This window comes from Stenotrophomonas sp. MMGLT7 (assembly GCF_021168555.1).
GTDB lineage: Bacteria > Pseudomonadota > Gammaproteobacteria > Xanthomonadales > Xanthomonadaceae > MMGLT7.
This window is the reverse complement of record NZ_JAJOZS010000002.1, coordinates 416,281-442,086: the sequence shown is the minus strand read 5'-3', so window position 1 is coordinate 442,086 and position 25,806 is coordinate 416,281. Positions and strand designations below refer to the sequence as shown.

Genomic DNA, 25,806 nt, shown 5'->3' with positions numbered 1-25,806 from the left:
TCTCAGAAATCGAACTGGAAGCGGCCGGTCACCGCGCGGGTGTGGTCGACGGTGGCGCCGGCCAGGCGGTCGCGGTTGCGGCTGTCGATCAGGTCCAGCATCAGCCGCAGGTTCGGCCGCAGGTACCAGTTCGCGCCCAGCGTCCACGACTCGGTCCAGGCATCGATCAGGTCGGGCTGGCCGTGGTAGTGCTGCTCGCCCCACATGCGGTCGTAGCGCAGCGCCAGCTCGAGCGCGCCGTTGCGGTGGCGCAGGTCCTTTACCCGGGCGAAGCGGCCGGTCTTGCCGTCATAGGCGCGCGACTCGCCGGTGACGAACCAGCTCACGAAGCCGTACGCCGACTTCACTGTCGCGCGCTGCGCGCCGTCGTCGAAGCGTCCGCCGCTGAACTCGCCCTGCCACGACAGCGGACCGCGCACCTGGGCGTACTCCAGCGACCACTTGTCGACGTCGGTGTCGCGGCCGTCGGCGAAGCTGGCCAGGGTGATGCGGCTGGCGTCGGACAGGTGTCCGGCCGGGCGCGGGCGTATCTGCAGCGACTGCGCGCCGTTGGCGCCCGGATGGTCGTAGCGCTCGTGCGCCAGCGACAGGCCCAGGTGCAGCACGTCGCCATCGCGCGCGCCGGGCGCCCAGGTGGCGCGGCCGCCGACGGCATCGCCCTTTATGCTGGAGACGTCGATGCTCTCCAGGCTGTAGACACTGGCGGCCCAGGTGTAGTCCCGGCCCGCGGCCTGCCACGACACCGCCTTGCGGTACAGCGGCGCCAGCGTGCTGGCCGCGCCGCCGCGTTCCAGGAAGCTGCCGTAGTTGGAGCCGGTGCGGTCGTCCAGCGAGAAGTACTGCTTGAACTGGCCGATGCTCAGCACGCCGCCGGAGAACGTGCGGGTCAGGTAGACGTCCTTGGCCTCGATGCCCTTGCTGTTGAAATCGTCCTGCAGTCCGGCGAAGTCGCCCTCGATCTTGTAGCCGAGGCCGAAGAACCGGCCGGACACGTCCAGCCAGACCCGGCGGAACTCGGTGTCGTCGGCATTGGGCGCGCCGCGGCCGTCGTTGTCGAAGCGGGCGAAGTCCCAGTGGATGCGTCCGCCGATCTTGGCGCTGACTGGCGACTCGTCGTCGCCGTCGGCCGCGTGTGCGGCGAAGGCCAGGCCGGGCGTCGCGCAGGCGACGACGACGTGCAGGCACAGTGTGCGTATGGCCACATACCCTCCCAGGTGTGCGCAGCAGCGCGCTGCGATGTGGCCGGCAGACTAGGCCGGTGAAGCTGTCATCGACCTGTCAGGGCGGGCGGGAATGGGGAATCGGGAATGGAGAATGGGAAAAACAGGAGCGGCGGCCGCCTTGCCTTTACCATTCCCGATTCTCCATTCCCGATTCCCGGCCCGATGCGCCTGCTGCTGGTAGAAGACAACCCCGATCTCGCCGACGCCATCGTGCGCCGCATGCGCCGCAGCGGCCATGCGGTGGACTGGCAGTGCGACGGGCTGGCCGCGGCCAGCGTGCTGCGCTACCAGAGCTTCGACCTGGTGGTGCTGGACATCGGCCTGCCGAAGCTGGATGGCCTGCGCGTGCTTGCCGGCATGCGCGAGCGCGGCGACGGCACGCCGGTGCTGATGCTGACCGCGCGCGACGGCATCGAGGACCGCGTGCAGGCGCTGGACGTCGGCGCCGACGACTACCTCGGCAAGCCGTTCGACTTCCGCGAGTTCGAGGCGCGCTGCCGGGTGCTGCTGCGGCGCAACCGCGGCCAGGCCAGCGAACTGGTGCAGATCGGCGGCTTCCAGTTCGACAACGCCGCGCACCGGGTCAGCCTCGACGGCGCGGTGATCGAGCTGCCCAACCGCGAGTACCGGCTGCTGGAGATCCTCATCGGCCGGCTCGGCCAGGTGGTGAGCAAGGACGAGATCGGCAACGGCCTGTTCGGCTTCGACGACGAGGCCGGCCCCAACGCGATCGAGCTGTACGTCGGCCGCCTGCGCAGGAAGCTCGCCGCCGCGCCGCTGCGCATCGTCACCGTGCGCGGTTCCGGCTACCTGCTGGAGGAAGCGGCCGGCGGGGATGCCGGTGCCGGCTGAGCGCGCCGGCGTGCCGTCGATCCGGCGCACGCTGTGGCTGTATTTGGGCGTGCTGTCGGCGCTGGGCGCGGTGCTGCTGTTCTTCGCCGCGCGCGACTACGGCCAGCGCGCGGCCAACCGTTCCTACGACCACCTGCTGGTGTCCTCGGCGCTGTCGATCATCGACAGCGTGGCGCTGGTCGACGGCCAGTGGCAGGTGGACCTGCCGTACGCCGCGCTGGACCTGCTGGCGATGGCGCCGGAGGACCGGGTGTTCTACCGCGTGTCCGACGGCGGCGATCGCACCGTCACCGGCTACGCCGACCTGCCGCCGGCGCCGCGCGCCGGCGCCGATGGCGCGCCGCAACTGTTCGACGCGCCCTACAGCGGCGAGGTCGTGCGCTTCGTGGTGGTGGCGCGGCGGGTGTCCTCGGCCTCGGCGCAGGGCGAGGTGCGGGTGCAGGTGGGGCAGACCCGGCGCGCGCGCCAGGCGCTGGCGCAGGACATGGTGGCGCGCGCGCTGCTGGCGATCGGGCTGCTGTCGCTGCTGTCGCTGGCGCTGGTCGGCCTCGGCGTGCATCGCGCGCTGCGGCCGCTGGTGCGGATCGAGCGCGACCTGTTGCGGCGCGAACCGTCCGAGCTGCAGCCGCTGGCGGTGGCGGCGCCGCGGGAGATGGACCAGGTGGTGGCCGCGTTGAACCGCTTCATGGGCCGGTTGGCGGCCAGCAACGAGACCCTGCGCGCGTTCATGGCCGAGGCAGCGCACCAGATGCGCACGCCGCTGGCGGCGCTGCGCGCGCAGGCGCAGCTGGCACTGGACGAGGACGACCCGCGCGAGATGCGGCGCAGCCTGGAGGCGATCGAGCGCAACGCCACCCACATGAGCCGCCTGCTCAACCAGCTGCTCAGCGACGCCAGCGTCATCCATCGCGCCAACCTGCAGCGCTTCGCCGCGCTCGACCTGGCCGAGGCGGTGCACCAGGCGGTGCACGAGGCATTGCCGCAGTCCGCCCCGCGCCCGCGCCTGCAGCTGGCGATCGGCAGCGAGCCGGCCTGGGTGCATGGCGATGCGCTGCTGCTGCGCGAGGCGATCAAGAACCTGATCGACAATGCCTGCAAGTACGGCGGCGACGGTGCGCTGCAGGTGGCGCTGACGGTGCAGGGCCGCGAGTGCGTGCTGACCGTGGCCGACCACGGCCCGGGCATCCCCGCGGCCGAGGCCGAGCGCGTGTTCGAACGCTTCGCCCGCGGCGGCGACGCCCCGGGCGGTGGCGCCGGCCTGGGCCTGGCGATCGTCAAGCGCGTGGTCGACAGCCACGGCGGGCGCATCGATCTTTCCAACCGCGTCGGCGGCGGCCTGGTGGCCACGCTGCGCCTGCCGAGGCTGCACGCATGATCCGACCACTGCCACTGTCGCTGCTGCTGGTGCTGCTCGCCCTGGCCGGCCCCGCCCGGGCCACGCCGGGCGAGGTGAAGCGGTTCCCGGCCCACGCGCCGGCGACCGCGCAGCTGCGCATCCAGGGCTCGACCGACATCGAGGTGTTCGCCGCGGTGATCGCCGACTACCAGCGGCTGCATCCGGCGACCGAGGTCGTCTACGAGGACGTGATCGCCGGGGACATGTATGCCCGCTACCTGCGTCAGGCCGCGGGCGGGGGCACCGCAGACCTGCTGATCAGCGCCGGCATGGACCTGCAGACCAAGCTGGCCAACGACGGCCACGCGCTGCCGCACCGTTCGCCGCAGACCGATGCGTTGCCGGACTGGGCGCACTGGCGGCACGAGGTGTTCGGCATCAGCTACGAGCCGGTCGCCATCGTCTACAACACGCGGCGGCTGCCGTCCGCGCAGGTCCCGCGCACGCGGCGGCAGCTGCTGGACCTGCTGCGCGCGCCGGCGGCGCCGCTGCGCGGCCGGGTCGGGACCTACGATGTCGAGCGCAGCGGCGTCGGCTATCTGTTCGCCACCCAGGACGGCCAGCTCGGCAGCATCGCCGGCGCGCTGCTGGCCGCGCTCGGCGACAACCGCGTGCGCCTGGAGGAGCGCACCGGCGTACTGCTGGACCGGGTCGCCAGCGGCGAACTGCTGCTGGCCTACAACGTGCTCGGCTCATATGCGCAGGCGCGCATCGACGCCGGCGCGCCGCTGGCGATCGTGCAGCCGGAGGACTACACCCTGGTGGCGCTGCGCACCGCGGTGATTCCGCGCGCCGCCGCGCACGCCACCGAGGCGCGGCGCTTCCTCGACTACCTGCTGTCGCCGCGGGGGCAGCAGGTGCTCTCCCGGGAAGCGCGGCTGATGCCGATCCTGCCGCCCGGCGGCGACCCGCGCGGCACGGCGCCGGCGCGCACGTTCCGCCCGATCGCGCTCGGACCGGGCCTGCTGGTCTACCTGGACGCGCTCAAGCGCCGCCAGTTCCTGGATGCCTGGCGCAGCAGCGTGCGGCGCCAGGACGAGCCCCAGCCCTGAGGCCGTTCGCCGCCTCGCCAGCGCCGCTGCACGCCGATCGATCCATCACCGTAGGCGACTTCAGTCGCGATGGGCTTGGATTTGAATCCCCGCACAGGAGATGTGCGGGCTCTTGCAGAGGGAACTGCATAAAGCCCATCGCGACTGAAGTCGCTCCTACGGATGCCCGTGGCGGGGAGCGCGCGCGGCACGCGCCTGCGGCAATGCGCGCGCCGCCACGCTGGCCGCAGGGAGGAAAATCCGCCGCCCGCGTGCCAGACTCGCGGCATGGATGCCTGCACCACCACCCTCATCGTCGCCGACGACCACCCGCTGTTCCGCGCCGCGCTGCTGCATTCGCTGCGCCAGGCCATCGCCGGGGTGCGGGTGATCGAGGCCTCCAGCGCCGGCACGCTCAACGACACGCTGGAGCAGTACCCGCAGGCGGACCTGGTGCTGCTGGACCTGGCGATGCCCGGCGCGCGCGGCTTCTCGGCGCTGCTGTACGTGCGCGGCGAGCACCCGGACGTACCGGTGGTGGTGATCTCCTCCAACGACCATCCGCGGGTGATCCGCCGGGCGCAGCAGTTCGGCGCGGCCGGCTTCATCTCCAAGTCCTCGCCCTCGTCCGTCATCGGCGAGGCGGTGGCGACCGTGCTCGAGGGCGGCACCTGGTTCCCGCCGCTGACCGCCGAGCGTTCCGAATCCGATGCGCGGCTGGCGCAGCGGCTGGCGCAGCTGACGCCGCAGCAGTTCCGCGTGCTGCTGTGCCTGGCCGACGGCCTGCTCAACAAGCAGATCGCCCACGAACTGGGGCTGGCCGAGAACACGGTGAAGGTGCATGTCACCGCGATCCTGCGCAAGCTCGAATGCCACAGCCGTACCCAGGCGGCGGTGCTGGTCAAGGCGCTGGAGCCGGAAGGCGACCCGATCGCGCCGCTGTAGGGCAGGCCCTGGGGCCATGCGTTTCTGGGGCGATGCGTTTCGAGGTTGCTCGAAGGCTGCGCTCCTCAGCACTCCCCATGCGCAGCCGCATAGGACAGGCCTTGCCCACCGCCGCCGAATCCGCCTGCGGCGGGCCAACGGCCGCGCTATGCCTGATGCCTGCGCGACGACCATCTCCCCAGGCCCGGAGGGCGCCGCCCATGGATGGGCCCGCGGACCCCGGCGGCACGACGCATTCGACCGTGCTCCGGGCTCGGCGGCGCGGCGCGGCGCAGCCTGCCGCACCTCACCCCCCCGCAGGCCCGGCCTGCCGCCGCAGCAGCAACTGCGTGATCAGCGCCCGCAGCGCCGGCGGCCGCACCGGCTTGGACAGGAAGCCCCAGCCGCGATCCTGAGCCAGCGCGCGCAACGCCTGGTCCGGCTCGGCGGTGACCAGGATGACCGTGGGCTGCCGCTGCCAGATCTGTTCCAGCCGCGCCTGCACCTGCGGCCCATGCTGCTGGCCCATGCGCACGTCCAGCAGCACCAGGTCGGGGGCGTGGCCGGGCCGCGCCGTGGCCAGCGCCGCCTCCGGCCCGTCGGCCAGCTCGACATCGCACCCCCAGCGCTGCAGCAGGGTGCGCGTGGCCTCGCATACGCGCGGATCGTCGTCGATGCACCACACCCGGCAATGGCGCAGCGGCAGGTCCTCTTCGTGCTCCACCACCGCGTCCGGCACCGCGGCGACGGCCGCCAGCGGATCGCCCAGCGGCAGGCTCACCGAGAACACGCTGCCGTGGCCCAGCCGCGAGCGCAGCCCGATGCGGTGCCCGAGCAGGCGGCCGATGCGCTCGACGATCGCCAGCCCCAGTCCGGCGCCGCGCTCGTTGGCCACGCCGTCGTCGAGCCGGCGGAACTCCTCGAAGATCTCCTGCTGCAGGCTCTCGGGGATGCCCGGCCCCTGGTCGTGCACCTCGATGCGCAGCTGGCCGCCGTCGCGCCGGCAGCCGATCAGGATGCGGCCGCGGCGGGTGTAGCGGATCGCGTTGGACAGGAAGTTCTGCAGGATGCGCCGCAGCAGCGCCGGGTCGCTGCGCACCACCGCATTCGTGGCCACGCGGTCCAGGCGCAGGCCGCGCGAGTCGGCGACGATGCCGAACTCGCGCGCCAGGGTGTCCAGCAGCGGCCCCAGCGCGAAATCGTGCACGTGGGTCTGCAGGGTGCGCGACTCCAGCCGCGAGATGTCCAGCAGGCTGTTGAGGATGCCGTCCTGCGCCGCCAGCGCGGCATCCACGTGGTCGGCGATCTGGCGGCTGTCGTCGTCGAGCCGGCCGCGCAGCGCCGAGACGAACATGCGCGCGGCATTGAGCGGCTGCAGCAGGTCGTGCACTGCCGAGGCGACGAAGCGGGTCTTGTAGCGGTTGGCGGCCTCGGCCTCGCGCTTGGCCGCCTCCAGGTCGCGGGTGCGTTCCTCCACGCGGTGCTCCAGCGCATCGGCCAGCGAGCGCAGTTCGCGCGCGGCATTCTTGTAGCTGGTGATGTCGGCGTAGCTGGTGACGAAGCCGCCGTCGGGCAGCGGGTTGCCGCGGATCTCCAGCACCGTGCCGTCGTCCTTCTCGCTCTCGCGCATGTGCGGGCTGCCGCTGCGCAGGTGGTTGAGGCGGCGCTCGATGGCGGCCTCGATCGAGCCCGGGCCGAGCAGGCCGCGGCGGGCGTTGTAGCGGAAGATGTCCTCGATCGGCCGCCCCACCCGGACCAGCCCGGGCGGGAAGCGGAACAGCTCGACGTAGCGCGAGTTCCAGGCCACCAGCCGCAGCTGCGCGTCGATGATCACCACCCCCTGCGGCAGGTGCTCCAGGCTGCGGCTGAGCCCGCTGTCGGCCTGCTGCGCGGCCTGCACCAGGCTGTCCTGGGCGGTGCGCAGCTCCAGCGCGTGCTGCTGCAGCAGCGTCTCCAGTTCCTCGCGGCTGCGCTGGCGCAGCGCCGAGGTGCGCCTGCGCTGCTGCACGAACAGCGTCAGGAACGACAGCGCCAGCCAGCCGCCGCCGGCGGCCAGCGCGGCGCTGCGGCCGGCGGCGGTGACCGCCGCGGCGTCGTGCAGCAGGTGCAGGTGCCACTGGCTGTCGGCCAGGGTGAGGCTGCGCCACAGCACCGGCGCCGGCAGCGCCGGCAGTTCGAAGCGGACCAGCCGGCCGCCGCTGTCGATCTGCCCGAGCGTGCGGTAGCGCATCGGCCGCAGGGTCTGGCTGGCGTACTGGCGGGTGGCCGCCAGTTCCTCGCGATCGCCCGGCCCCAGCGGCACCAGCTGGCGGTAGCGCCATTCGTCGCGGCTGGCCAGGAACACCACCCCGTGCGAGTCGCTGGCCATCACCACGTCGGGCACGCTCAGCCATTCGCGCTCCAGCGCGGCCAGCTCGATCTTGATGGCGATCGCGCCGATGCGCCGGCCCTGGGCGTCGACGATCGCCTGCGACAGGAAGTAGCCCGGCACCCCGGTGGTCATGCCGATGCCGTAGAAGCGGCCATTGCCGCTGGCCAGCGCCTGCTGCACGTAGGGGCGGAAGCTGTAGTCCACGCCGACGTTGCTGTTGTCCAGGCGCCAGTTGCTGGCGGCCACGGCGACGCCATGGCGATCGATCAGGGTGAGCGTGGAGGAGCGGGTGACGCTGTTGGCGCGTTCCAGCTTCAGGTTGAGGTAGTTGCGCCGCTGTTCGTCCAGCGGCGCCGACAGCGCCTGCAGCAGCTCCGGATCCAGCGCCAGCAGCTGCGGCAGCGTGCGGTAGCGGTCGATGTGCTGCTGCAGCGACTGCGAGTACAGCGCCAGCTGGCGCTGGACCTGCGCGTCCTCCCGCTCCAGTGCATGGCGCTCGCCGAGCCGCCCCGCCGCCCACGTGCACAGGATCATCCCGCCCAGCACCACCAGCGTGGTCAGTACGGGGCGGCGGAAACGCTCGAATGCATACATGCGCCCAGTCTAGGGCGTGACGTCCGGTCCTGAGTACCGGGCCTTTCAGGGCATCGCTTTCAGGTCATCGAAGGCTGCAGGTCGCAACGTTCTCCGCGAGCCGCCGCATAGGTCGGGCGTGGGCCCGCCACGGCGGATTCAGCGGCGGCGGGTCCAGGCCGACCTGTACGAGGCGAGGACCTCCCCGGTACCGCCAGTACCGCCAAGTGAGGGCGAGTCGGGGAATCCCGATAGCCCGTCGGCAGCGTGGTCCGGGTAAGCGAAGCGCACCCGGCAACCCGGCGGACGCGGCGTCCCGGGGCGGCCAGCGGCCCTGCCCCGGGCCACGGCCGGCAGCGCCGCGCCTGCCAGCGCGGGCCGCCGACCGGACGCCGGCGCCGGATGCCGGCCGGCCCCCGCTCGGGATGCAGCCGTCGTCCCAACGAACACGGGCCCCCGGTTTCCCGGGAGCCCGTGCGCAACATCCTTCGGCAAGCCTTGGCTCAGAAGTGGACCTGGGCGCGCAGCTCGAAGACGTTCGGGTCGCGCTTGACGCCCAGGCGCTTGGCATCGACCCAGACGTAGTTGGCCTGGAACTTGAAGTGGCTGGTCAGGTACCAGTTGGCACCGAGCGTCCAGTCGTTCTGGCGGCCGCCCTGGATCACGCCGTCGTTCAGGTCCAGGTGGCTGTAGCGGGCCAGCAGCTCGACCGCGCCGTAGCTCTTGGACGGCTTGATGTTGGAGACGTTGCCGGCGTTGTAGCCGCGCGACTCGCCGGTGATCGCCCAGGTGGCCGAGATGTACTGGCCGTCGGCGGTGAAGTCCGGCAGGCCGCCGGCGCGTTCGGCGTCCAGCCGCAGCGCTTCGCCCTGCAGCGAGAACGGACCCTTGATCCACAAGCCCTCCAGGCCGGTACGGCGGATCTTCTCGACGTTGCCCAGCGCGCCGGTGTCGATCAGGCGCACGTCGGTGAGGCCGGCTTCCGGCTTGGCACGGCCGCGGTAGCTGGGCTCGAAGTGGACGCCGAGGCCGTTGTGCCAGCCGCGCGGGTTTTCGACCGAGGCGGCCAGGCCCAGGTGGATTACGTCGCCGGGGGCCTTGTGCGGGGTCCACACGCCGCGCAGCACCTGGGTGGTGCCCGGGTTGTCGCCGTGCAGGTCCTTGCCGCCGTAGGCGCCGGCCTGCAGCAGGTAGGCGGGACGCTCGAAGGTCCATTCCACGCCGGTGCGGCGGCCCTGGTAGATCGCCTGGATCGGCAGCGCCAGTTCCATGTAGCTGAGCGCGCGCGAGCTGGTCACGCCTTCCATGCCCACCGGCACCTTCATGTAGCCGAAGCGGAACTTGCCGATGTCGCGGCCGAACAGGGCCTTGGATTCCAGGCGCAGGTACACGTCCAGCCAGGTCTCGGACTCGAAGTCGTAGTACACCATCGCGTCGAACACGCCCGCCTTCTTGATGGTGGCGCCGAATTCCTTGCGGCGCATCGCATCGTCGTCCTCAAGCGCGGAATCGCCGGAGAAATCGTTGTAGTCGTAGGCGAAGTTGCCGGTGACGGCGAGCTCGACGTCGTTGGAGGTCTTGTACTTGGTCGGCCAGTCGTCGAAGTTGGCTGCCTGGGCGGAAACGCCGAAGCCGGCCAGTGCGATTGCGGCGGTGATGAGGGAAGGGCGCATTGCGTCATCTCGTCGGTTGAGGTTGCTGTGGGAAGCCGGTGTGGCCGCTCGGGGCCTGCTCCTACCAGATTCCAGTGACGCAAAGGCTAGTCGAGTGCCGCCGGTTTTCACATGACTTCAATCAATATTCGACTAAAGGGTTAGTGCGGCGGCAAACGCCGCCAAATGCCTGCAATTCTTGCTGCAGTGCGTCATGGAATTCCCGCCGAGGCGCGCCCGATGCCTGCCCTCCGGCGTCCCTTCCGGGACGCATCCGCACTCGCGTCCTCCTGCCTGTCCGCGGCCGGGAATCGGCCTTGGCGGCCCCTTCGCCGCATCGTTTGCGGTGGCTGCCGGCAATCCCGGTGCCGGGCCCGGATTCCCCCGTTCCCGCCGTTTCCCGGCGCCCTTTCGTGCCGTGCCCGCCGCCTTGGGATGCCGGCGCGCTTAATACCAATGCGCTATCGGCCCGCCGCCGGGGGAGGGCCACAATGCAGGCCAGTCCGCACTGGCCGGACATCACCGCACCCCGGGAGTTCCCATGCACGTCGTCAATTCGTCTCCGGCGCCGCACCGCCATGTGCCGCTCTACCGCCAGCTCTATTTCCAGGTGGTGGTGGCCATCGTCATCGGCGCGCTGCTCGGACACTTCGAGCCTGCCTTCGCCGAATCGATGAAGCCGCTGGGCGATGCCTTCATCAAGCTGGTGAAGATGATCATCGCCCCGGTGATCTTCCTGACCATCGTCACCGGCATCGCCAGCATGACCCACCTGCGCACGGTGGGCCGGGTGTTCGCCAAGGCGATGACCTACTTCCTGTTCTTCTCCACGCTGGCGCTGGTGGTGGGCCTGGTCGTGGCGCACGTGGTCCAGCCCGGCGCCGGCATGAACATCAACCCGGCCGACCTGGACCAGGCGGCGGTCACCAGCTACGTGGAGAAGTCGCACGAGCTGACCCTGACCGGCTTCCTGATGGACATCATCCCCAAGACGCTGGTCAGCCCGTTCGTCGGCGACAACATCCTGCAGGTGCTGTTCGTGGCGGTGCTGTTCGGCATCGCGCTGGCGCTGGTGGGCGAGCGCGGCAAGCCGGTGCTGACGCTGCTGGAGGCGCTGACCGCGCCGGTGTTCCGCCTGGTCCACATGCTGATGGCGGCGGCGCCGATCGGCGCCTTCGGCGCGATCGCGTTCACCATCGGCAAGTACGGCATCGCCTCGCTGATCAACCTGGCCTGGCTGGTGGGTTCGTTCTACATCACCTCGCTGCTGTTCGTGCTGGTGATCCTGGGCCTGGTCGCGCGGCTGTGCGGGTTCTCGGTGCTCAAGCTGATCCGCTACCTCAAGGCCGAACTGCTGCTGGTGCTGGGCACCTCGTCCTCGGAGTCGGCGCTGCCGTCGCTGATGGAGAAGATGGAGAAGGCCGGTTGCGCCAAGTCGGTGGTGGGCCTGGTGGTGCCGACCGGCTACTCGTTCAACCTGGACGGCACCAACATCTACATGACGCTGGCGGCGCTGTTCATCGCCCAGGCGACCAACATCGACCTCAGCCTCGGCCAGCAGATCATGCTGCTGGCGGTGGCCATGCTCAGCTCCAAGGGCGCGGCCGGCGTGACCGGTGCGGGCTTCATCACCCTGGCGGCGACGCTGGCGGTGGTGCCGGAGGTGCCGGTGGCCGGCATGGCGCTGATCCTGGGCGTGGACCGCTTCATGAGCGAGTGCCGCTCGCTGACCAACTTCATCGGCAATGCGGTGGCCACCGTGGTCGTGTCGCGCTGGGAGAACGCGCTGGACCACGACAAGCTGGCGCTGGCGCTGGACGGGGGCGAGGTGCCCGCCGAGTCCCCGGCCCTGGTCGCCGCCGGCATCGCGGTGGACGACAAGAGCCCGGACTGAGGCGGGCCCGGCGCTGGCGGCGGCGTGCCGACGGGCTGCGCCGCCGCCTCGCGTATGGCGGTCGCTCCCGCGCTGCGACAGTCTGCTCCGGCCGCGTTCGGCCGGCTCGGTTTAGAATCGCGATCCCTTGCTTCCCGTAAAAGACCGCCTCGATGTCAAACGAAGAGTTCAAGCAGGCCGCCCTCGACTACCACCGCCACCAGCCGCCGGGGAAGATCAAGGTCGTCGCGACCAAGCCGATGCTGACCCAGCGCGACCTGGCGCTGGCCTATTCGCCGGGCGTGGCCTATGCCTGCCAGGCGATCGTCGAGGACCCGCAGCAGGCCAGCGAGCTGACCGCGCGCGGCAACCTGGTGGCGGTGATCAGCAACGGCACCGCGGTGCTGGGCCTGGGCAACATCGGCCCGCTGGCCGGCAAGCCGGTGATGGAAGGCAAGGGCGTGCTGTTCCAGAAGTTCGCCGGCATCGACGTGTTCGACATCGAGATCGACGAGCAGGACCCGGACAAGCTGGTCGACATCATCGCCTCGCTGGAGCCGACCTTCGGCGGCATCAACCTGGAAGACATCAAGGCCCCGGAGTGCTTCATCGTCGAGCGCAAGCTGCGCGAGCGGATGAACATCCCGGTGTTCCACGACGACCAGCACGGCACCGCGATCATCGTCGGCGCGGCGGTGATCAACGCGCTGGCGGTGGTCGGCAAGAAGATCGAGGACGTCAAGCTGGCCACCACCGGCATGGGCGCGGCGGGCATCTCCTGCGTCAACATGCTGGTGTCGCTGGGCCTGAAGCCGGAGAACATCCTCGCCTTCGACCGCGACGGCGTGATCCACACCGGCCGCACCGACCTAGACCCGGACAAGCAGCGCTACGCCCGCGACACCGACAAGCGCACCCTGGCGCAGATCGTCGAGGGCGCGGACATCTTCCTGGGCCTGTCGGCCGCCGGCATCCTCAAGCCCGAGATGGTGGCGAGCATGGCGCGGCAGCCGATCATCTTCGCCCTGGCCAACCCCAGCCCGGAGATCACCCCGGAGGAGGCGCGGCGCGCGCGCCCGGACGCGATCATCGGCACCGGCCGCTCGGACTACCCGAACCAGATCAACAACGTGCTGTGCTTCCCCTACCTGTTCCGCGGCGCGCTGGACGTGGGGGCCACCACCATCAACGAGGCGATGAAGATCGCCTGCGTGCACGCGATCGCCGCGCTGGCGCGGCGCGAGGCCTCGGACCTGGGCGCGGCCTACGGCGGCGAGACGCCCAGCTTCGGCTCGGAGTACCTGATCCCGCGCCCGCTCGACCCGCGCCTGCTGGTGGAGCTGTCCTCGGCGGTGGCGCAGGCGGCGATGGATTCGGGCGTGGCGACCCGGCCGATCGACAACATGGCCGCCTACCGCGAGAAGCTGAGCCAGTTCGTCTACCGCTCCAGCCTGATGATGAAGCCGGTGTACGACCGCGCCCGCAGCGACCGGCAGCGGGTGGTGTACGCCGAGGGCGAGGAGGAGATCGTGCTGCGCGCGGTGCAGATCGTGGTCGACGAAGGCCTGGCCTTCCCGATCCTGATCGGCCGCCCCGACGTGATCGAGGCGCGCGCCGAGCGCATGGGGCTGCGCATGAAGGCCGGCGTGGACTACGAGATCACCAACATCCTCGACGATCCGCGCTTCAACGACTACTGGCAGTACTACCACGCCCTGACCGAACGCCGCGGCGTCACCGTGGCCGCGGCCAAGAACCTGATGCGCTCGCGCCCGACCCTGATCGCCTCGGTGATGGTCGCCCGCGGCGAGGCCGACGCCCTGCTGTCCGGCGTGGTCGGCCGCTTCCACAAGAAGCTCGGCTACGTGCGCAGCGTGCTGCCGCTGGAGCCGAAGGTCAGCTCGACCTCGACGATGACCGGCGTCATCAACCAGAAGGGCGTGTTCTTCTTCGTGGACACCCACGTGGAGGACGACCCGACCGCCGAGCAGCTGGCCGAGGCCACCCTGCAGGCCGCCTACCGCATGCGCCTGTTCGGCATCGAGCCGAACGTGGCGCTGCTGGCGCACGGCAACTTCGGCAGCCACGACTCGCCGTCGTCGCAGAAGATGCGCCAGGTGCTGCAGATCCTGCGCCGGCGCAGCCCGAGCCTGAACGTGGACGGCGAGATGCAGGGCGACACCGCCTGGGACGAGGCGCTGCGCCAGCGGATCATGCCCAACACCACGCTCAAGGGCCGCGCCAACCTGTTCGTGCTGCCCAACCTGGAGGCGGCCAACATCGCCTTCAACCTGGTGCGGGTGTTCACCGACGGCGTGACCATCGGCCCGATCCTGATGGGCGTGTCCAAGGCGGCGCACATCCTCACCACCAGCGCGACCCCGCGCCGCGTCCTCAACATGACCGCGATCGCCGCGGTGGATGCGCAGATCCGCAAGCAGCGCGAGGCCGAGAAGGCCGGCTGACAGCGGCGGTAGCCTAGCTCCCGCTGCGGCGGGAGCCCGTGAGCGTTGCCGCGGCCGTCCGGGAGGAACTTCCCGGGTGGGCGCAGCGCCCCCGGGCATGGAGCCGGTGCGCGATCCTCCCCCGGGTGCGGCCTTCGGCCCTGCCCGGGTCAACGTCGTCGCACCCCGGGATTCGCGAGCCGGTTGCGCAGGGCCGGTCAGCGCGGGGCCGTCTCGTGCCTCTCGCGCCAGCGGCGCCATATCCCGGGCGGCGCATCGGCGTGCGGGCGCGGCACGCCCGGCGCCACCGGCATGCCCACGTCCGGGCGCCGGCGCACGATCCAGAAGCTGATCAGCAGCCCGATGATGGTCATCGCGCTGCCGACGATGCCGACGTCGCGCAGGCTCAGCCGATCGCTGACCTGGCTGCCGAGCAGCGCACCGCCGCCGATGCCGATGTTGTAGATGCCCGAGTAGATCGACATGGCCACGTCGGTGGCCTCCGGCGCGCGTTCCAGCACGCGCGCCTGCATCGCCAGGCCGAACACCAGGATCGCCATGCCCCAGACGCCGCACAGCGTGACCAGCATCCAGTACTCACTCACGGCGGCCGTGGCCAGTGCGAACAGGCAGGCCGCCACCAGCGCGATCGAGCCGACGAACATGACGTTGGAGCGGCGTGCGTACCAGCGTCCGAACAGGATCGTGGCGGGGATGCCCATGCCGCCGAACACCAGCAGCAGGATGGTGGTCTCGCGCGCGGTCAGCCGGGCCACCGTCTGCGAGAACGGCTCGATGTAGCTGTAGGCGGTGAAGTGCCCGGTCACCACAGCGATGGTCAGCAGGTACAGGCCGATCAGCACCTTGCGGCGGAACAGGATGGGGAGGCTGGCCAGCGAGCCGACCTTCTGCGAGGGCAGCGGCGGCAGCAGCAGGCGCAGGGCGATCATCACCAGTGCTGCCACCGCGCCGATCGACAGGAAGGTGATGCGCCAGCCGATCAGGTCGCCGATCACGCGGCCGGTGGGGATGCCCAGCACCATCGCGATCGAGGTGCCGGCCGCCAGCAGGCCCAGTGCCTGCGCCTGCTTGCCCGGCGGCGCGATGCGCACCGCCAGCGAGGCGGTGATCGACCAGAACACGGCATGCGAGAAGGCGATGCCGATGCGCCCGGCGATCAATAACGGGAAGCTGTTGGCGAAGCCGCAGACCACGTGGGCGGCGATGAACAGCACCAGCGTGCCCATCAGCAGGTGCCGGCGTTCGATGCGGCGGGTCAGCAGCATGAGCGGCAGCGAAGCCAGCGCCACCACCCAGGCATAGATGGTGAGCATCAGCCCGACCTGCGTCACCCGCATGTCGAAGCTGGAGGCGATGTCGCTCAGCAGTCCGACCGGGACGAACTCGCTGGTATTGAAGATGAAGGCGGACAGGGCGAGCGCATAGACGCCGCCCCACGCGCGCCGGTTCGCATGGACGGATTGCTGCATGGGAGAGGAAGGCCGGGAGAACGGGGGGGGGGGGGGAGGACCGCGGCGGTGGCGTCCAGCAGGGCCGACTGCAGCCGCCATGCCGCTGCGGCGAATTGTAAGCCCGACGGCGGTGCCCGGTGTCAATGCCCGTGAAGGGCGCGGCCGCGCGTGCGCACGGCTGCTAGAATCGTGTCCACATCTCCACCATCGCGCCCACCATGAGCCATACCGCCACCGCGCCCGCCAATACCGAGAAGCGCTATACCGTGCATCGCAGCGACCTGCCGCTGAGCTGCCCGACCCCGGAAATGGCGTTGTGGAACTCGCATCCGCGCGTGTACCTGCCGATCGAGGACGAGCCCAGCCACGAGGCGCAGTGCCCGTACTGCGGCGCCGTGTTCGTGCTGGCGGACTAGTGCCGCGTTAACGCTCGAATGCCGGTCGTGACTTCGCATCGGTCGCATCCAACTCCTTCGAAGTTCCCATGCCCGGTATGGAACTGTCGCCCCCAGGCATGGAAGCGAAGGCTTCCGTCCGCTGACGCGGCCGGGTTCACCCTTCTGGAAAGCGCCAAAAGAAAAGGAACCAAACAAGAACGCTTTCCCTGCAAGGTCAGGAGCCTACGCCTGACGGGCTGTCGGTATTTCCCGGCTCGCCCTCCCTGGCTCGGTCGGAACATGCCCGATCGCGGCAGGCCACCCATCCATGGGCGGCGCCCTACGGGTCTGGACAACTCCTCCTCGCTCACACTCGTCAGCAACAGCGTGGCGAACCCGGGTGCCCCGCTTTGCCCCCTCCCTTGCGAAGCAGGGGAGGGCCGGGGAGGGGTGCCGTTGCCTTGGCTACCCATGCACGACCGATGTTTGAACATTGGTACGCGCCCTGACGTCTTATGCGCCGCCTGACCGTGGTGCAGCTGCTGCCGGCGCTGCAGTCCGGCGGGGTCGAGCGCTCCACCCTGGAGATCGCCGAGGCGCTGGTGCAGGCCGGGCATCGCGCCGTCGTGGTGTCGGCCGGCGGCCGCCTGGTCGAACCGCTGCTGGCCAGCGGCGCCGAGCACGTGCGCCTGGACATCGGCCGCAAGTCGCTGCTGACGCTGCGCCACGTCGGCGCGTTGCGCAGGCTGTTCGCCGACCTCGGCGCCGACATCGTGCACGCGCGCTCGCGGCTGCCGGCCTGGCTGGGCTGGCATGCGCTGCGGGCGATGCCGGCGACGCAGCGGCCGCGCCTGGTCACCAGCGTGCACGGGCTCAACTCCCCCGGCCGCTACAGTGCGGTGATGACCTACGGCGAGCGGGTGATCTGCGTGTCGCAGACCGTGCGCGACTACGTCATGCGGCACTACCCGCGCACCGACCCGGCACGGCTGCGGGTGATCCCGCGCGGCATCGACGTGGACCGCTTCCCGCGCCGGGCATGCCCCGACCCGCGGGCCCGCGCCTGGGCCGCCACGCAGGCGCCGGTCCTGTCCGGCGCCGGTCCGTGGCTGCTGCTGCCCGGGCGCGGCACCCGGCTCAAGGGCCATGCCGACGGGCTGCGGCTGCTGGCGGGGCTGCGCGGACAGGGCATGGATGCGCGGCTGTGGCTGCCCGGCGCCTGCGAAGCCGGGCGCGAGGACTACCTGCGCGAGCTGCTGGCCGAGGCCGGCAGCCTGGGCATTGCCGACGCGGTCGCCTTCACCGCGCCCACCGCGCGCATCGCCGAGGCCTACGCCGCCAGCGACCTGGTGCTGCAGCTCTCGCGCAAGCCGGAGGCATTCGGCCGTACCGTGATCGAGGCGCTGGCGGTGGGCCGGCCGGTGCTGGGCTGGAACCATGGCGGCGTCGGCGAGCTGCTGGCGCAATTGCAACCGGCCGGCGCGGTGCCCGCGTTCGACGAGGCGACGCTGCTGGCGCGGGCGCGGCAGCTGCTGGTGCAGCCGCCGGCACTGCCGGCGGTGATTCCCTACACGCTGCAGAACATGCAGCGCGCCACCCTGGCGGTCTATGACGAACTCCGGCACTGACGCCGCACCGGCCGCCGGCGCCGGGCCTGCCGCGGGCTGGCGCTGGGCGCCGGCCTGGGTGCTGGCCTACGTGGCGATGTGGCCGGCGCCGGGCATCGCCGAGGGCCTGCTCTCGCTGGGTGCGCTGCTGGTGCTGGCGAAGTCGGTGGCGGGGCGCCTGCGGCGGGAGGCGCCGCTGCTCGACGGCGCGGCATGGCGGCTGGCCAGCGCGCTGTTCCTGGCCTACTGGCTGCCGCAGCTGCTGTCCGCACCGGACGCGATCGACGGCGGCCGCGCCTGGGGCAAGGCCGCGCTGGGCCTGCGCTACCTGCCCTTCGCCTGGCTGGTGGCGATGGCGGTGGCGACCCCGCCGCTGCGCCGCCTCACCTTCGGCGGGCTGGCCGTGATCGTGGCGGCTTGGTTCGCCGACGGCCTGCTGCAGGCGCTGTCGGGGACCAGCGCCTGGTTCTGGTCGCTGGACCAGCTGAAGTGGGCGATCAGCGGGCATGGCCTGTGCACGCCGGCCGAGGTCGCCGCGGCCGATCGCCTGAGCGGCTTCCTGGGCCCGTGCAACCTAAAGCTTGGGCAGGTGCTGGCGAGCATGTCGCCGTTCCTGCTGCTGCCGGTGCAGCGGCGCTGGGGCGCGTGGGCATGGCTGGCGGTGGCGGCGCTGGCCGGCATCGTCATCGTGCTGGCCGGTTCGCGCGCCTCGTGGATCACCTATGCGCTGGTGCTGCTGCTGTCGGGCTGGCCGCTGCTGGGCTGGAAGCGGCTGCTGGCGGTGGCCGTGGTGGCGGCGCTGGGCCTGGCCGGACTGGTGGCGGTGTCGCCGCAGCTGCAGCAGCGCGTCCAGCGCACCACGCTGGCCTTCGCCGATGGCGGCATGGACCAGGCGCTGTCCGGCCGCGGGCAGATATGGGGCGCGGCGGCGTGCATGATCGCCGGGCACCCGGTCAATGGCGTGGGCGCGCGCGGCTTCCGCGAGGCCTTCCCGGCCTGCGATCCGCTGCACGGCAGCGGCCCGGCCTGGGGCGAGGGACCGGCGCTGCATGCCCACCAGCTGGTGCTGGAGATCCTCAGCGAGACCGGCATCCTCGGCCTGCTGCTGTGGCTGTCCGGCGCCTGGCTGGCCTGGCGCGCGTGGCACCGCGCCGATGCCGCGGCGCGCGAGCGGGCGCGGCCGACGATGCTGGCGCTGGTGGTCACCGTGTTCCCGTTCAACACCCACCTGGCGTTCCATTCCAGCTTCTGGGGCGGCGTGCTGATGCTGCTGGCCGGCCTGTATGCGGGGGCGCTCAAGGGCTGGAGCGCCGGGATTCGGGATGACCAGCCATTCGGCTGTTGAAAGCCGGGATTGGAGATTCGTGAAAAGCCGGAGCTCGGCTTTTGCCAATCCCCAATCCCGGCCCCACCGCTACTCGTAGAACCGGCTGCGGCCGCCGGGCTGGCGCTTGAAGCGGCGGTGGATCCACAGGTACTGCGCCGGCGCCTCGCGCACCATCTGCTCGATGGCGGCATTGACCCGCGCGGTGTCGGCCGCCACGTCCGCCGACGGGAAGTCCTGCAGCGGCGGCGCGATGCGCAGGATGTAGCGCCCGCCCTCGCGGCGGTGGAAGTACGGCACCACCGCGCAGCCGGTGATGCGGGCGAACTCGTGGGTGGCGGTGATGGTGGCTGCCGGCATGCCGAAGAACGGCACGAACACCGTGTCCTTGCCGCGCATGTCCTGGTCCGGCGCATACCACAGGAATCCGCCGCGCTTGAGGTGGCGCAGCGCGCCGCGCACGTCCTCGTTGGCGAACATCGCCTTGGCGTAGCGAAGCCGGCCGGCCTTGACCGCCCATTCCATCACCGGGTTGCGGTAGCGCCGGTACATGCCGGCCAGCGGCACGTACTGGCACATCAGCCGCCCGCACATCTCCAGGGTCATGAAGTGGCCGGACACCAGCAGCGCGCCGCGGCCCTGCTGCTGCAGGGCATGCAGGTGTTCCAGGCCCTCGACCTGCACGCGCGGGCGGATCGGCGCCAGGCTGCCCCACCAGGCGCGCGCGAACTCGAACACGCCGATGCCCAGCGCATCGAAGCTGTCGCGCAACAGCCGCGCGCGCCAGGCATCGTCCTGCTCCGGGAAGCACAGCTTCAGGTTGGCCTCGGCGGCGCGGCGGCGCGTGCGCGCCAGGCGCAGGGCGATCCAGCCGACGCCGCGGCCGAGCGCGCGCTGCAGCAGCCACGGCAGGCGCGCGGCGACCACCGCCGGCAGCAAGGCCAGGAACATGGGCCAATGGCGCGGCTGCAGCAAGGATGGGCGGTGTGCGGTGGAGGCGGATTCGGACATGTGCCGATTCTAAGGGAAGCCCGCGCGCACCGATGCCGGCGCCGCCGCATCCGCTATCCTTCACCGATGCGCAAGGACCCCGTCGAATGGATGCTGCGCGGCCTGTATTCGGCCGTGCTCTATCTGCTGCTGCCGATCACCATCTACCACCTGGTTTGGCGCGGCTTCCGCGTCCGCCAGTACTTCCAGCGCTGGGACGAGCGCTATGCCGCCTACCAGCAGGCGCGCGGGCAGCCGCGGGTGTGGCTGCACGCGGTGTCGGTGGGCGAGGTCAACGCCGCCGCGCCGCTGGTCAACGCGCTGCGCGCCAGCCGCCCGGACATCCGCTGGGTGATCACCACGATCACCCCGACCGGCTCGGAGCGGGTGCGGGCGCTGTGGGGCGAGCAGGTGGACCACGTCTACCTGCCGTACGACGTGCCCGGCGGCGTGCGCCGCTTCCTGGAGCACTTCCGCCCGCGACTGGGGCTGATCCTGGAAACCGAGCTGTGGCCCAACATGCTGTTCGGCTGCCGCGACCGCGGCATCCCGGTGTACGTGCTCAATGCGCGGCTGTCGGCGCGCTCGCTGCGCGGCTACCGCATCCTGCGCCCGCTGATCGGGCGCGCGCTGCGCACGGTCAAGTGCGTGGCGGCGCAATCGCGCGAGGACGCGGCGCGGTTCGTCTCGCTGGGCGCGCGGCCGGCGCAGGTGGTGGCCCTGGGCAACCTCAAGTTCGACATCGCCGTGCCAGAACACTTGCAGGCGTTCGTCGAGCAGTTCCACCTGCATGTGCCGCCGTCGCGGCCGGTATGGATCGCCGCCAGCACCCACGAGGGCGAGGAGGAGGCGGTGATGCAGATCCAGCGTCAGCTGCTGCAGCGCTGGCCGCAACTGCTGCTGCTGTGGGCGCCGCGCCACCCCGAGCGCTTCGCGCGGGTGGAGGGGCTGGCACGCGACCAGGGCTGGAGCGTGGCCACGCGCACCGCGCAGCAGTGGCCGCAGCCGCAGACCGAGGTGTTCGTGGTCGACACGCTGGGCGAGCTGATGTCGTTCTACGCCTGCGCGCAGGTGGCCTTCGTCGGCGGCAGCCTGCAGCCGATCGGCGGCCACAACCTGCTGGAGCCGGCGGCGGTCGGGGTGCCGGCGGTGACCGGGCCGCACCTGCACAACTTCGCCGAGATCTCGCGGCGCCTGTCCCAGGCCGGCGCCATCACCCTGTGCGCCGACGTGGCCGAGGTGGTCGCCGCGCTGGACCGCCTGCTCGCGCAGCCGGAGCTGCGCGGGCGCATGGCCGCCGCCGGCTGCGCGCTGGTGGAGAACGGCCGCGGTGCGCTGGCGCGGACCTTGGAACTCATCGCGGCCGATCTGCCGCAGCCGCATTCACCGGAGCCGGTGCGGTAGGAGCCGTTGGGCGGCAAGGCCGCCTGCGCGGGCCGATTCCGTGCAGCACGTGACCCGGGTGAATGCGGCACACCCGCGGCCGAACATGGATCGGCTTCACCTTCCTGGCCCGGGTGCGGTCCTCGGCCTTGCCCGGGCACGCGCTTCCGAATCGCTTGGCATCGGCGCCCCGGTCGCCCAGGACCCGGGGCCATTCCCGTGGCGGCCCATCCGCCCACGATCTGGGGGCATCGGCAAAAGAAAAAGGAGCGGACCAAAGGCCCGCTCCTCGAATGGATACCGTGCCGACAGGCACGGCCCGGTCCGGCCGGTGCTACTGCAGCGAACTCGGATCGGGCAGCTTGGCCTCGGCTTCATCGGTCAGCAGCCGGTTCACGTCCTGCACCTGGGCGATGTCCAGCGTGCCGGTGGCCTGCGCCAGCAGCAGGCGGTTCTGCAGGAAGGTGTACTTGGCCTGGGCGTAGTTCAACTGCGCCGAGAACAGCGTCTGCTGGTTCTGAACCACGTCCAGCACGGTGCGGGTGCCGACCTCCAGGCCGACCTCCGAGGCGTCGTACGCCGCCTGCGCCGACACCACCGCCAGCCGCCGCGCCTCGACCTCGCTGATCCCCTGCACCACGGTCTGGTAGTAGTTGCGGGTGTTGCGGTCGAGCGCACGCTTCTGCTGCTCGTAGGTGTCCTGCTGGATGTCGCGCTGCGCCAGCGCCTGCCGCACCGCCGACTGGGTGGCGCCGCCGGCGAAGATCGGCACGCTCAGGGTCAGGCCGATCTGGTTGCTGTCGATGTCCAGCCCGCTGGTGCTGACACCGGTACCGGTGCCGTTGCCGCTGGCATCGCCCCAGCTGTTGCTGCGGCCCACGCTGCCGCTGAGGTTGAGGGTCGGGTAGTGCCCGGCGCGCGCGGCCGAGACGCTGGATTCGGCAGCCTGGACCTGCAGCTCCTGCGCCTTGAGCTCGGGGTTCTGGGCGACGGCATTGGCGACCAGCTGGTCGACGTTGCTGTAGTCCGGCGGCAGTTCCGGCCGGAAGTCGTCCGGCAGCGCCTTCAGGTTGCGCACCGGCTGGCCGGTGATCTCGGCCAGCGCCTGGTAGGTGTCGGCGAGGGTGTTGCGGGCGGTGATCGTGTCCGCACGCGCCTGGTCGTACTGGGCGCGGGCCTCGTGCACGTCGGTGATCGGCGCCAGGCCGACCTCCAGGCGCTTGTCGGCGTAGTCGAACTGCTTCCTGGCCGCCGCCTCGTTGGTCTGCGCCGCCACCAGCGACTCGATCGCGACCAGCACGTTGAAGTAGGCCGCGGAGGTGCGCACGATCAGGTCGTTGTTGGCCGAATCCAGGCTGAAGTCGGCGGCCTTGCTGATGTCGCGCTGCGCACGCACGCGGGCGAACTGGCTCCAGTTGAAGATCGTCTGGCTGCCGTTGATGCTGTAGCTGCGGCTCTTGGAGGTGCGGGTGCCGGCGATCCCCTCGTACTCGGTGCGCGAGCGGCTGATCGAGGCGCTGCCGTCCAGCTGCGGCAGCAGCGCGGCGCGGGCCTGGACCTCGCCCTCCTTGTTGTACAGCCGGGTCGATTCGGCCGAGGCCAGCTGCGGATCGCCGTTGCGGGCCATTTCGTAGACCTGCAGCAGATCGGCGGCGTTTGCGGCCATCGGGGAAAGCGCGGCAGCCAGCGCGAGGACGAGGGATCGGCGGATCATGGGGCTTCCTTGGGCAATCAGAAGTGGAACTGTGGGGTGGGGGCGGCGCCCCGCAGATAGGCGAGATCGGTTTCGAACAACGATTCGGTGAGCGCGCCGTTGACATCGTTCCTCACCAGCAGTGCTTCCATCGCCGGCTCGCGGCCCTGCACGACGAACAGGCGGCCGCCCGGGCGCAGCCAGGACAGGAAGCGCTCGGGGATGGTGTCGACCGCCGCGGTGACGCATACCGCGTCGAAGCGGCGCTCGCTCTGCCAGGCCAGCGCGTCGGTGGTCTCGATGCGCACGTTGCTGCCGATGCGCGCCGCGTCCAGGTGGGTGCGTGCCGAGGCGGCCAGTTCAGGCTCGATCTCCAGGCTCACCACCTCGCGCGCCAGCGTCGCCAGGCAGGCGGTGGCGAAGCCGCTGCCGGTGCCGATCTCCAGCACGTCGTCGCCCGGCTGCAGTTCCAGCGCCTGCAGCATGCGGCCTTCGACCACCGGCTTCATCATCTTCTGGCCATGGCCGAGCGGGATCTCCAGGTCGGCGTAGGCCAGGGCCTTGTAGGCCTCCGGCACGAAGGCCTCGCGCGGCAGCCGCGCCAGCACGTCGAGCACGCGGATGTCGAGCACGTCCCAGGGACGTACCTGCTGTTCAACCATCTTTTCGCGGGCCTGGGAGTAGTCGATCGTCATGGCAGTGGAGGTCCAACGCGGTGGGGCAGGCATTTTAGCCGGGGCAGGGGCCATTGGCGTGCGGTCAAGCATCGCCGCCGCGGCGGCGGCGGCGCAGTGCCGGAAGTCATCGCGACCACCGCGGCGGCCGTGGCCGGCTCAGCGCGGCGCATAGGCGCGCAGGAACAGGTCCACGCTGGCGTGGATGTGGGCAGCGACGTCGGCCTGGCTGGGGCAGCAGCGCAGCCCGCACATCATCATCGGGTGCAGTTCGCCCTTGAGCAGGCAGAAGAACTGCGATGCCGCCAGCGGCAGGTCGTCGATCTGCAGTTCGCCCAGCGCCACGCGCCCGGCCAGAAAGTCGGCCAGCGCCTGCTGGATGCGCTGCGGGCCGGCCTCCCAGAACATCTGGCGCACGAAGCTGTCGCCGATGTCCGGCGCCAGCATCATGCGATGGGTGGCGATCGCCGCCTCGCTGCTGATCATGGCGAAGAACGCCTGGCCGATGCCGACCAACTGGTCGCGCAGCGGTCCCTCGAACTCGTGCTCGAACAGGTCGTCGGGCATCATCTCCTGGCACTGGGCGCGGATCGCCTCGGAAAACAGCGTCTCCTTGTCGCCGAAGTGGCTGTATACGGTGAGCTTGGAAACGCCGGCCATCGCCGCGATGCCATCCATGCTCGCGCCGGCGTAGCCCTGCTCCATGAACAGCGACTTGGCGGCGCTGAGGATCGCCGCGCGCTTGCCCAGATCCTTGGGACGGCCGGGGCCGCTGCTCCTCGCGGCGCCTTTGGCTGGGGATGGGATCGGGGCGGACATGCGATCAATACTAGACCATTGGGTTCTATATTTATAGCAAGCCCTGGCGCGGCCGCCCCTCCGCCTGGCCTTTCCGTAGGAGCGGCTTCAGCCGCGATGGGGCTCTACCGGGAAGGCCCCATCGCGGCCGAAGCCGCTCCTACACGGGTTCGTGGTCCTGCTGCAGCAGGGCGATGAAGGCCTGGGCGGCGCGCGACAGGGTGCGGCCGCCATGGGTCACGTAGCCGAGCTGGCGCTCCAGCGCGACCCCGGGTAGCGGCAGCGCGATCACCTGCGCATCGAGCATGCTCTGCGGCAGCACGCTCCAGGCCAGGCCCACCGAGACCAGCATCTTGATGGTCTCCAGGTAGTTGGTGGTCATGCGCAGGCCCGGCGCCAGCCCGCGTTCGGCGAACAGCGCGGCGACGATGCCGTAGGTGAAGGTGTCCGGCTCGGGCAGCACCGCCGGGTGCGCGGCGATGTCCTCCAGCGTCACCCGCGGTTGCTGCGCCAGCGGGTGGTCGGGGGCGACCACGAACTGCAGGCGGTCGCGCCAGACCGGGGCGGCGCGCAGCGGCGGCCGGGTGTCCGGCCCCAGCGTGGTCACCGCCAGTTCGACCTGGCCCTGCAGCACCGTGGCGTAGGCCAGCTCCGAGTCCAGGAACTGGATGTCCAGGGCGGCCTGCGGGTGCAGCGCGATGAAGCGGCGCAGCAGTGCCGGCAGGCGGTGCAGGCCGACGTGGTGGCTGGTGGCCAGGCTCAGGCGCCCGCCGATCCCGCTGCCCAGGTTCTCCAGCACCCGCCGGGTGTCCTCCAGTTCGCCGAGGATGCGCCGCGCGCGCGGCAGCAGCGCGTGCCCGGCCTCGGTCAGCACGACCTGCCGGCCCAGGCGGTCGAACAGCCGTGCCTGCAGTTGCGCCTCGAGCAGGGCGATGCGCTTGCTCACCGCCGGCTGGGTCAGGTGCAGGTGCCCGGCCGCGGCGGAGAAGCTGCCGTTCTCGGCGATGGCGACGAAGGCGGCAAGGTTGGCGAGGTCCAATTCAATTCCTGATTTTCATCCAATGGATGAAAAATATGAATTTGTTTTATCGATGGCAAGCCCATAGCATGGCCGCTCCAGCTCCGGCGGGCCTGGATATCGCCTCCCGC

Annotated in this window: 19 protein-coding genes; 10 read left to right on the top strand and 9 right to left on the bottom strand. The window is 70.9% G+C overall.

Going from position 1 to position 25,806, the window contains the following annotated elements; genetic code table 11:
* Positions 1–2 precede the first annotated feature (2 nt).
* Positions 3–1,148, bottom strand: a complete 1,146-nt coding sequence (locus tag LRX76_RS04615; RefSeq protein ID WP_231802665.1) for a porin — start codon at positions 1,146–1,148, stop codon at positions 3–5.
* A gap of 237 nt (positions 1,149–1,385) precedes the next feature.
* Between LRX76_RS04615 and LRX76_RS04610 the strand changes: the two genes are divergently transcribed.
* The 4 genes from LRX76_RS04610 to LRX76_RS04595 all read left to right on the top strand — a co-directional run bounded on the left by LRX76_RS04610 (position 1,386) and on the right by LRX76_RS04595 (position 5,447).
* Complete coding sequence (locus LRX76_RS04610) at positions 1,386–2,075, top strand: response regulator transcription factor (protein ID WP_231802531.1); 690 nt, start codon at positions 1,386–1,388, stop codon at positions 2,073–2,075.
* Positions 2,059–3,450 (top strand): sensor histidine kinase, encoded by a 1,392-nt coding sequence (locus tag LRX76_RS04605; RefSeq protein WP_231802529.1) that lies wholly within the window; start codon positions 2,059–2,061, stop codon positions 3,448–3,450. Before LRX76_RS04610 ends, LRX76_RS04605 begins: the two co-directional genes overlap by 17 nt.
* Positions 3,451–3,458: 8 nt before the next feature.
* Positions 3,459–4,523: an ABC transporter substrate-binding protein gene (locus tag LRX76_RS04600; RefSeq protein WP_231802663.1), complete on the top strand. Its 1,065-nt coding sequence runs from the start codon at positions 3,459–3,461 to the stop codon at positions 4,521–4,523.
* A 267-nt stretch (positions 4,524–4,790) separates the two neighbouring features.
* Positions 4,791–5,447 carry a response regulator transcription factor gene (locus LRX76_RS04595; protein WP_231802527.1) on the top strand — a complete coding sequence of 219 codons (657 nt, stop codon included), beginning with the start codon at positions 4,791–4,793 and terminating at the stop codon, positions 5,445–5,447.
* Between the two features lie 286 nt (positions 5,448–5,733).
* On the opposite strand, the gene LRX76_RS04590 is transcribed toward LRX76_RS04595, so the two are convergent.
* A complete protein-coding gene (locus LRX76_RS04590; RefSeq protein WP_231802525.1) occupies positions 5,734–8,391 on the bottom strand; it encodes a PAS-domain containing protein in 2,658 nt (885 codons plus the stop codon).
* 482 nt (positions 8,392–8,873) lie between these two features.
* Positions 8,874–10,043 (bottom strand): porin, encoded by a 1,170-nt coding sequence (locus LRX76_RS04585; RefSeq protein WP_231802523.1) that lies wholly within the window; start codon positions 10,041–10,043, stop codon positions 8,874–8,876.
* A 520-nt stretch (positions 10,044–10,563) separates the two neighbouring features.
* Between LRX76_RS04585 and LRX76_RS04580 the strand changes: the two genes are divergently transcribed.
* Complete coding sequence (locus tag LRX76_RS04580) at positions 10,564–11,916, top strand: dicarboxylate/amino acid:cation symporter (RefSeq protein ID WP_231802521.1); 1,353 nt, start codon at positions 10,564–10,566, stop codon at positions 11,914–11,916.
* Between the two features lie 152 nt (positions 11,917–12,068).
* Positions 12,069–14,360, top strand: coding sequence for an NADP-dependent malic enzyme (locus LRX76_RS04575; RefSeq protein ID WP_231802519.1), 2,292 nt, complete (start codon positions 12,069–12,071; stop codon positions 14,358–14,360).
* 197 nt (positions 14,361–14,557) lie between these two features.
* Here the strand turns inward: LRX76_RS04575 and LRX76_RS04570 are convergent, their stop codons facing one another.
* Positions 14,558–15,829, bottom strand: a complete 1,272-nt coding sequence (locus LRX76_RS04570; RefSeq protein WP_231802517.1) for a sugar transporter — start codon at positions 15,827–15,829, stop codon at positions 14,558–14,560.
* Between the two features lie 200 nt (positions 15,830–16,029).
* On the opposite strand from LRX76_RS04570, the gene LRX76_RS04565 reads away from it, so the two are divergent.
* From LRX76_RS04565 to LRX76_RS04555, 3 genes are all read left to right on the top strand, one after another.
* Positions 16,030–16,227 (top strand): zinc-finger domain-containing protein, encoded by a 198-nt coding sequence (locus LRX76_RS04565; protein ID WP_231802515.1) that lies wholly within the window; start codon positions 16,030–16,032, stop codon positions 16,225–16,227.
* A 476-nt stretch (positions 16,228–16,703) separates the two neighbouring features.
* Positions 16,704–17,816 (top strand): glycosyltransferase, encoded by a 1,113-nt coding sequence (locus LRX76_RS04560; protein WP_231802513.1) that lies wholly within the window; start codon positions 16,704–16,706, stop codon positions 17,814–17,816.
* Positions 17,797–19,140: an O-antigen ligase family protein gene (locus tag LRX76_RS04555; RefSeq protein ID WP_231802511.1), complete on the top strand. Its 1,344-nt coding sequence runs from the start codon at positions 17,797–17,799 to the stop codon at positions 19,138–19,140. The genes LRX76_RS04560 and LRX76_RS04555 overlap by 20 nt, the downstream gene beginning before the upstream one ends.
* Before the next feature lie 69 nt (positions 19,141–19,209).
* On the opposite strand, the gene LRX76_RS04550 is transcribed toward LRX76_RS04555, so the two are convergent.
* A complete protein-coding gene (locus LRX76_RS04550; RefSeq protein ID WP_231802509.1) occupies positions 19,210–20,130 on the bottom strand; it encodes an LpxL/LpxP family Kdo(2)-lipid IV(A) lauroyl/palmitoleoyl acyltransferase in 921 nt (306 codons plus the stop codon).
* Between the two features lie 66 nt (positions 20,131–20,196).
* On the opposite strand from LRX76_RS04550, the gene waaA reads away from it, so the two are divergent.
* Positions 20,197–21,513, top strand: coding sequence for a lipid IV(A) 3-deoxy-D-manno-octulosonic acid transferase (gene waaA, locus LRX76_RS04545; protein ID WP_231802507.1), 1,317 nt, complete (start codon positions 20,197–20,199; stop codon positions 21,511–21,513).
* Between the two features lie 313 nt (positions 21,514–21,826).
* On the opposite strand, the gene LRX76_RS04540 is transcribed toward waaA, so the two are convergent.
* The 4 genes from LRX76_RS04540 to LRX76_RS04525 form a co-directional block, all read right to left on the bottom strand.
* The gene (locus LRX76_RS04540; RefSeq protein ID WP_231802505.1) at positions 21,827–23,206 is read right to left on the bottom strand and encodes a TolC family outer membrane protein; all 1,380 of its coding nucleotides are present in this window, start codon (positions 23,204–23,206) and stop codon (positions 21,827–21,829) included.
* A 17-nt stretch (positions 23,207–23,223) separates the two neighbouring features.
* Entirely contained in the window at positions 23,224–23,880 is a 657-nt protein-coding gene (locus LRX76_RS04535; protein WP_231802503.1) for a protein-L-isoaspartate O-methyltransferase, read from the bottom strand.
* A gap of 138 nt (positions 23,881–24,018) precedes the next feature.
* Positions 24,019–24,678 (bottom strand): TetR/AcrR family transcriptional regulator, encoded by a 660-nt coding sequence (locus tag LRX76_RS04530; protein ID WP_231802501.1) that lies wholly within the window; start codon positions 24,676–24,678, stop codon positions 24,019–24,021.
* A 139-nt stretch (positions 24,679–24,817) separates the two neighbouring features.
* Positions 24,818–25,696 (bottom strand): LysR family transcriptional regulator, encoded by an 879-nt coding sequence (locus LRX76_RS04525; RefSeq protein WP_231802499.1) that lies wholly within the window; start codon positions 25,694–25,696, stop codon positions 24,818–24,820.
* Between the last annotated feature and the right edge of the window lie 110 nt (positions 25,697–25,806).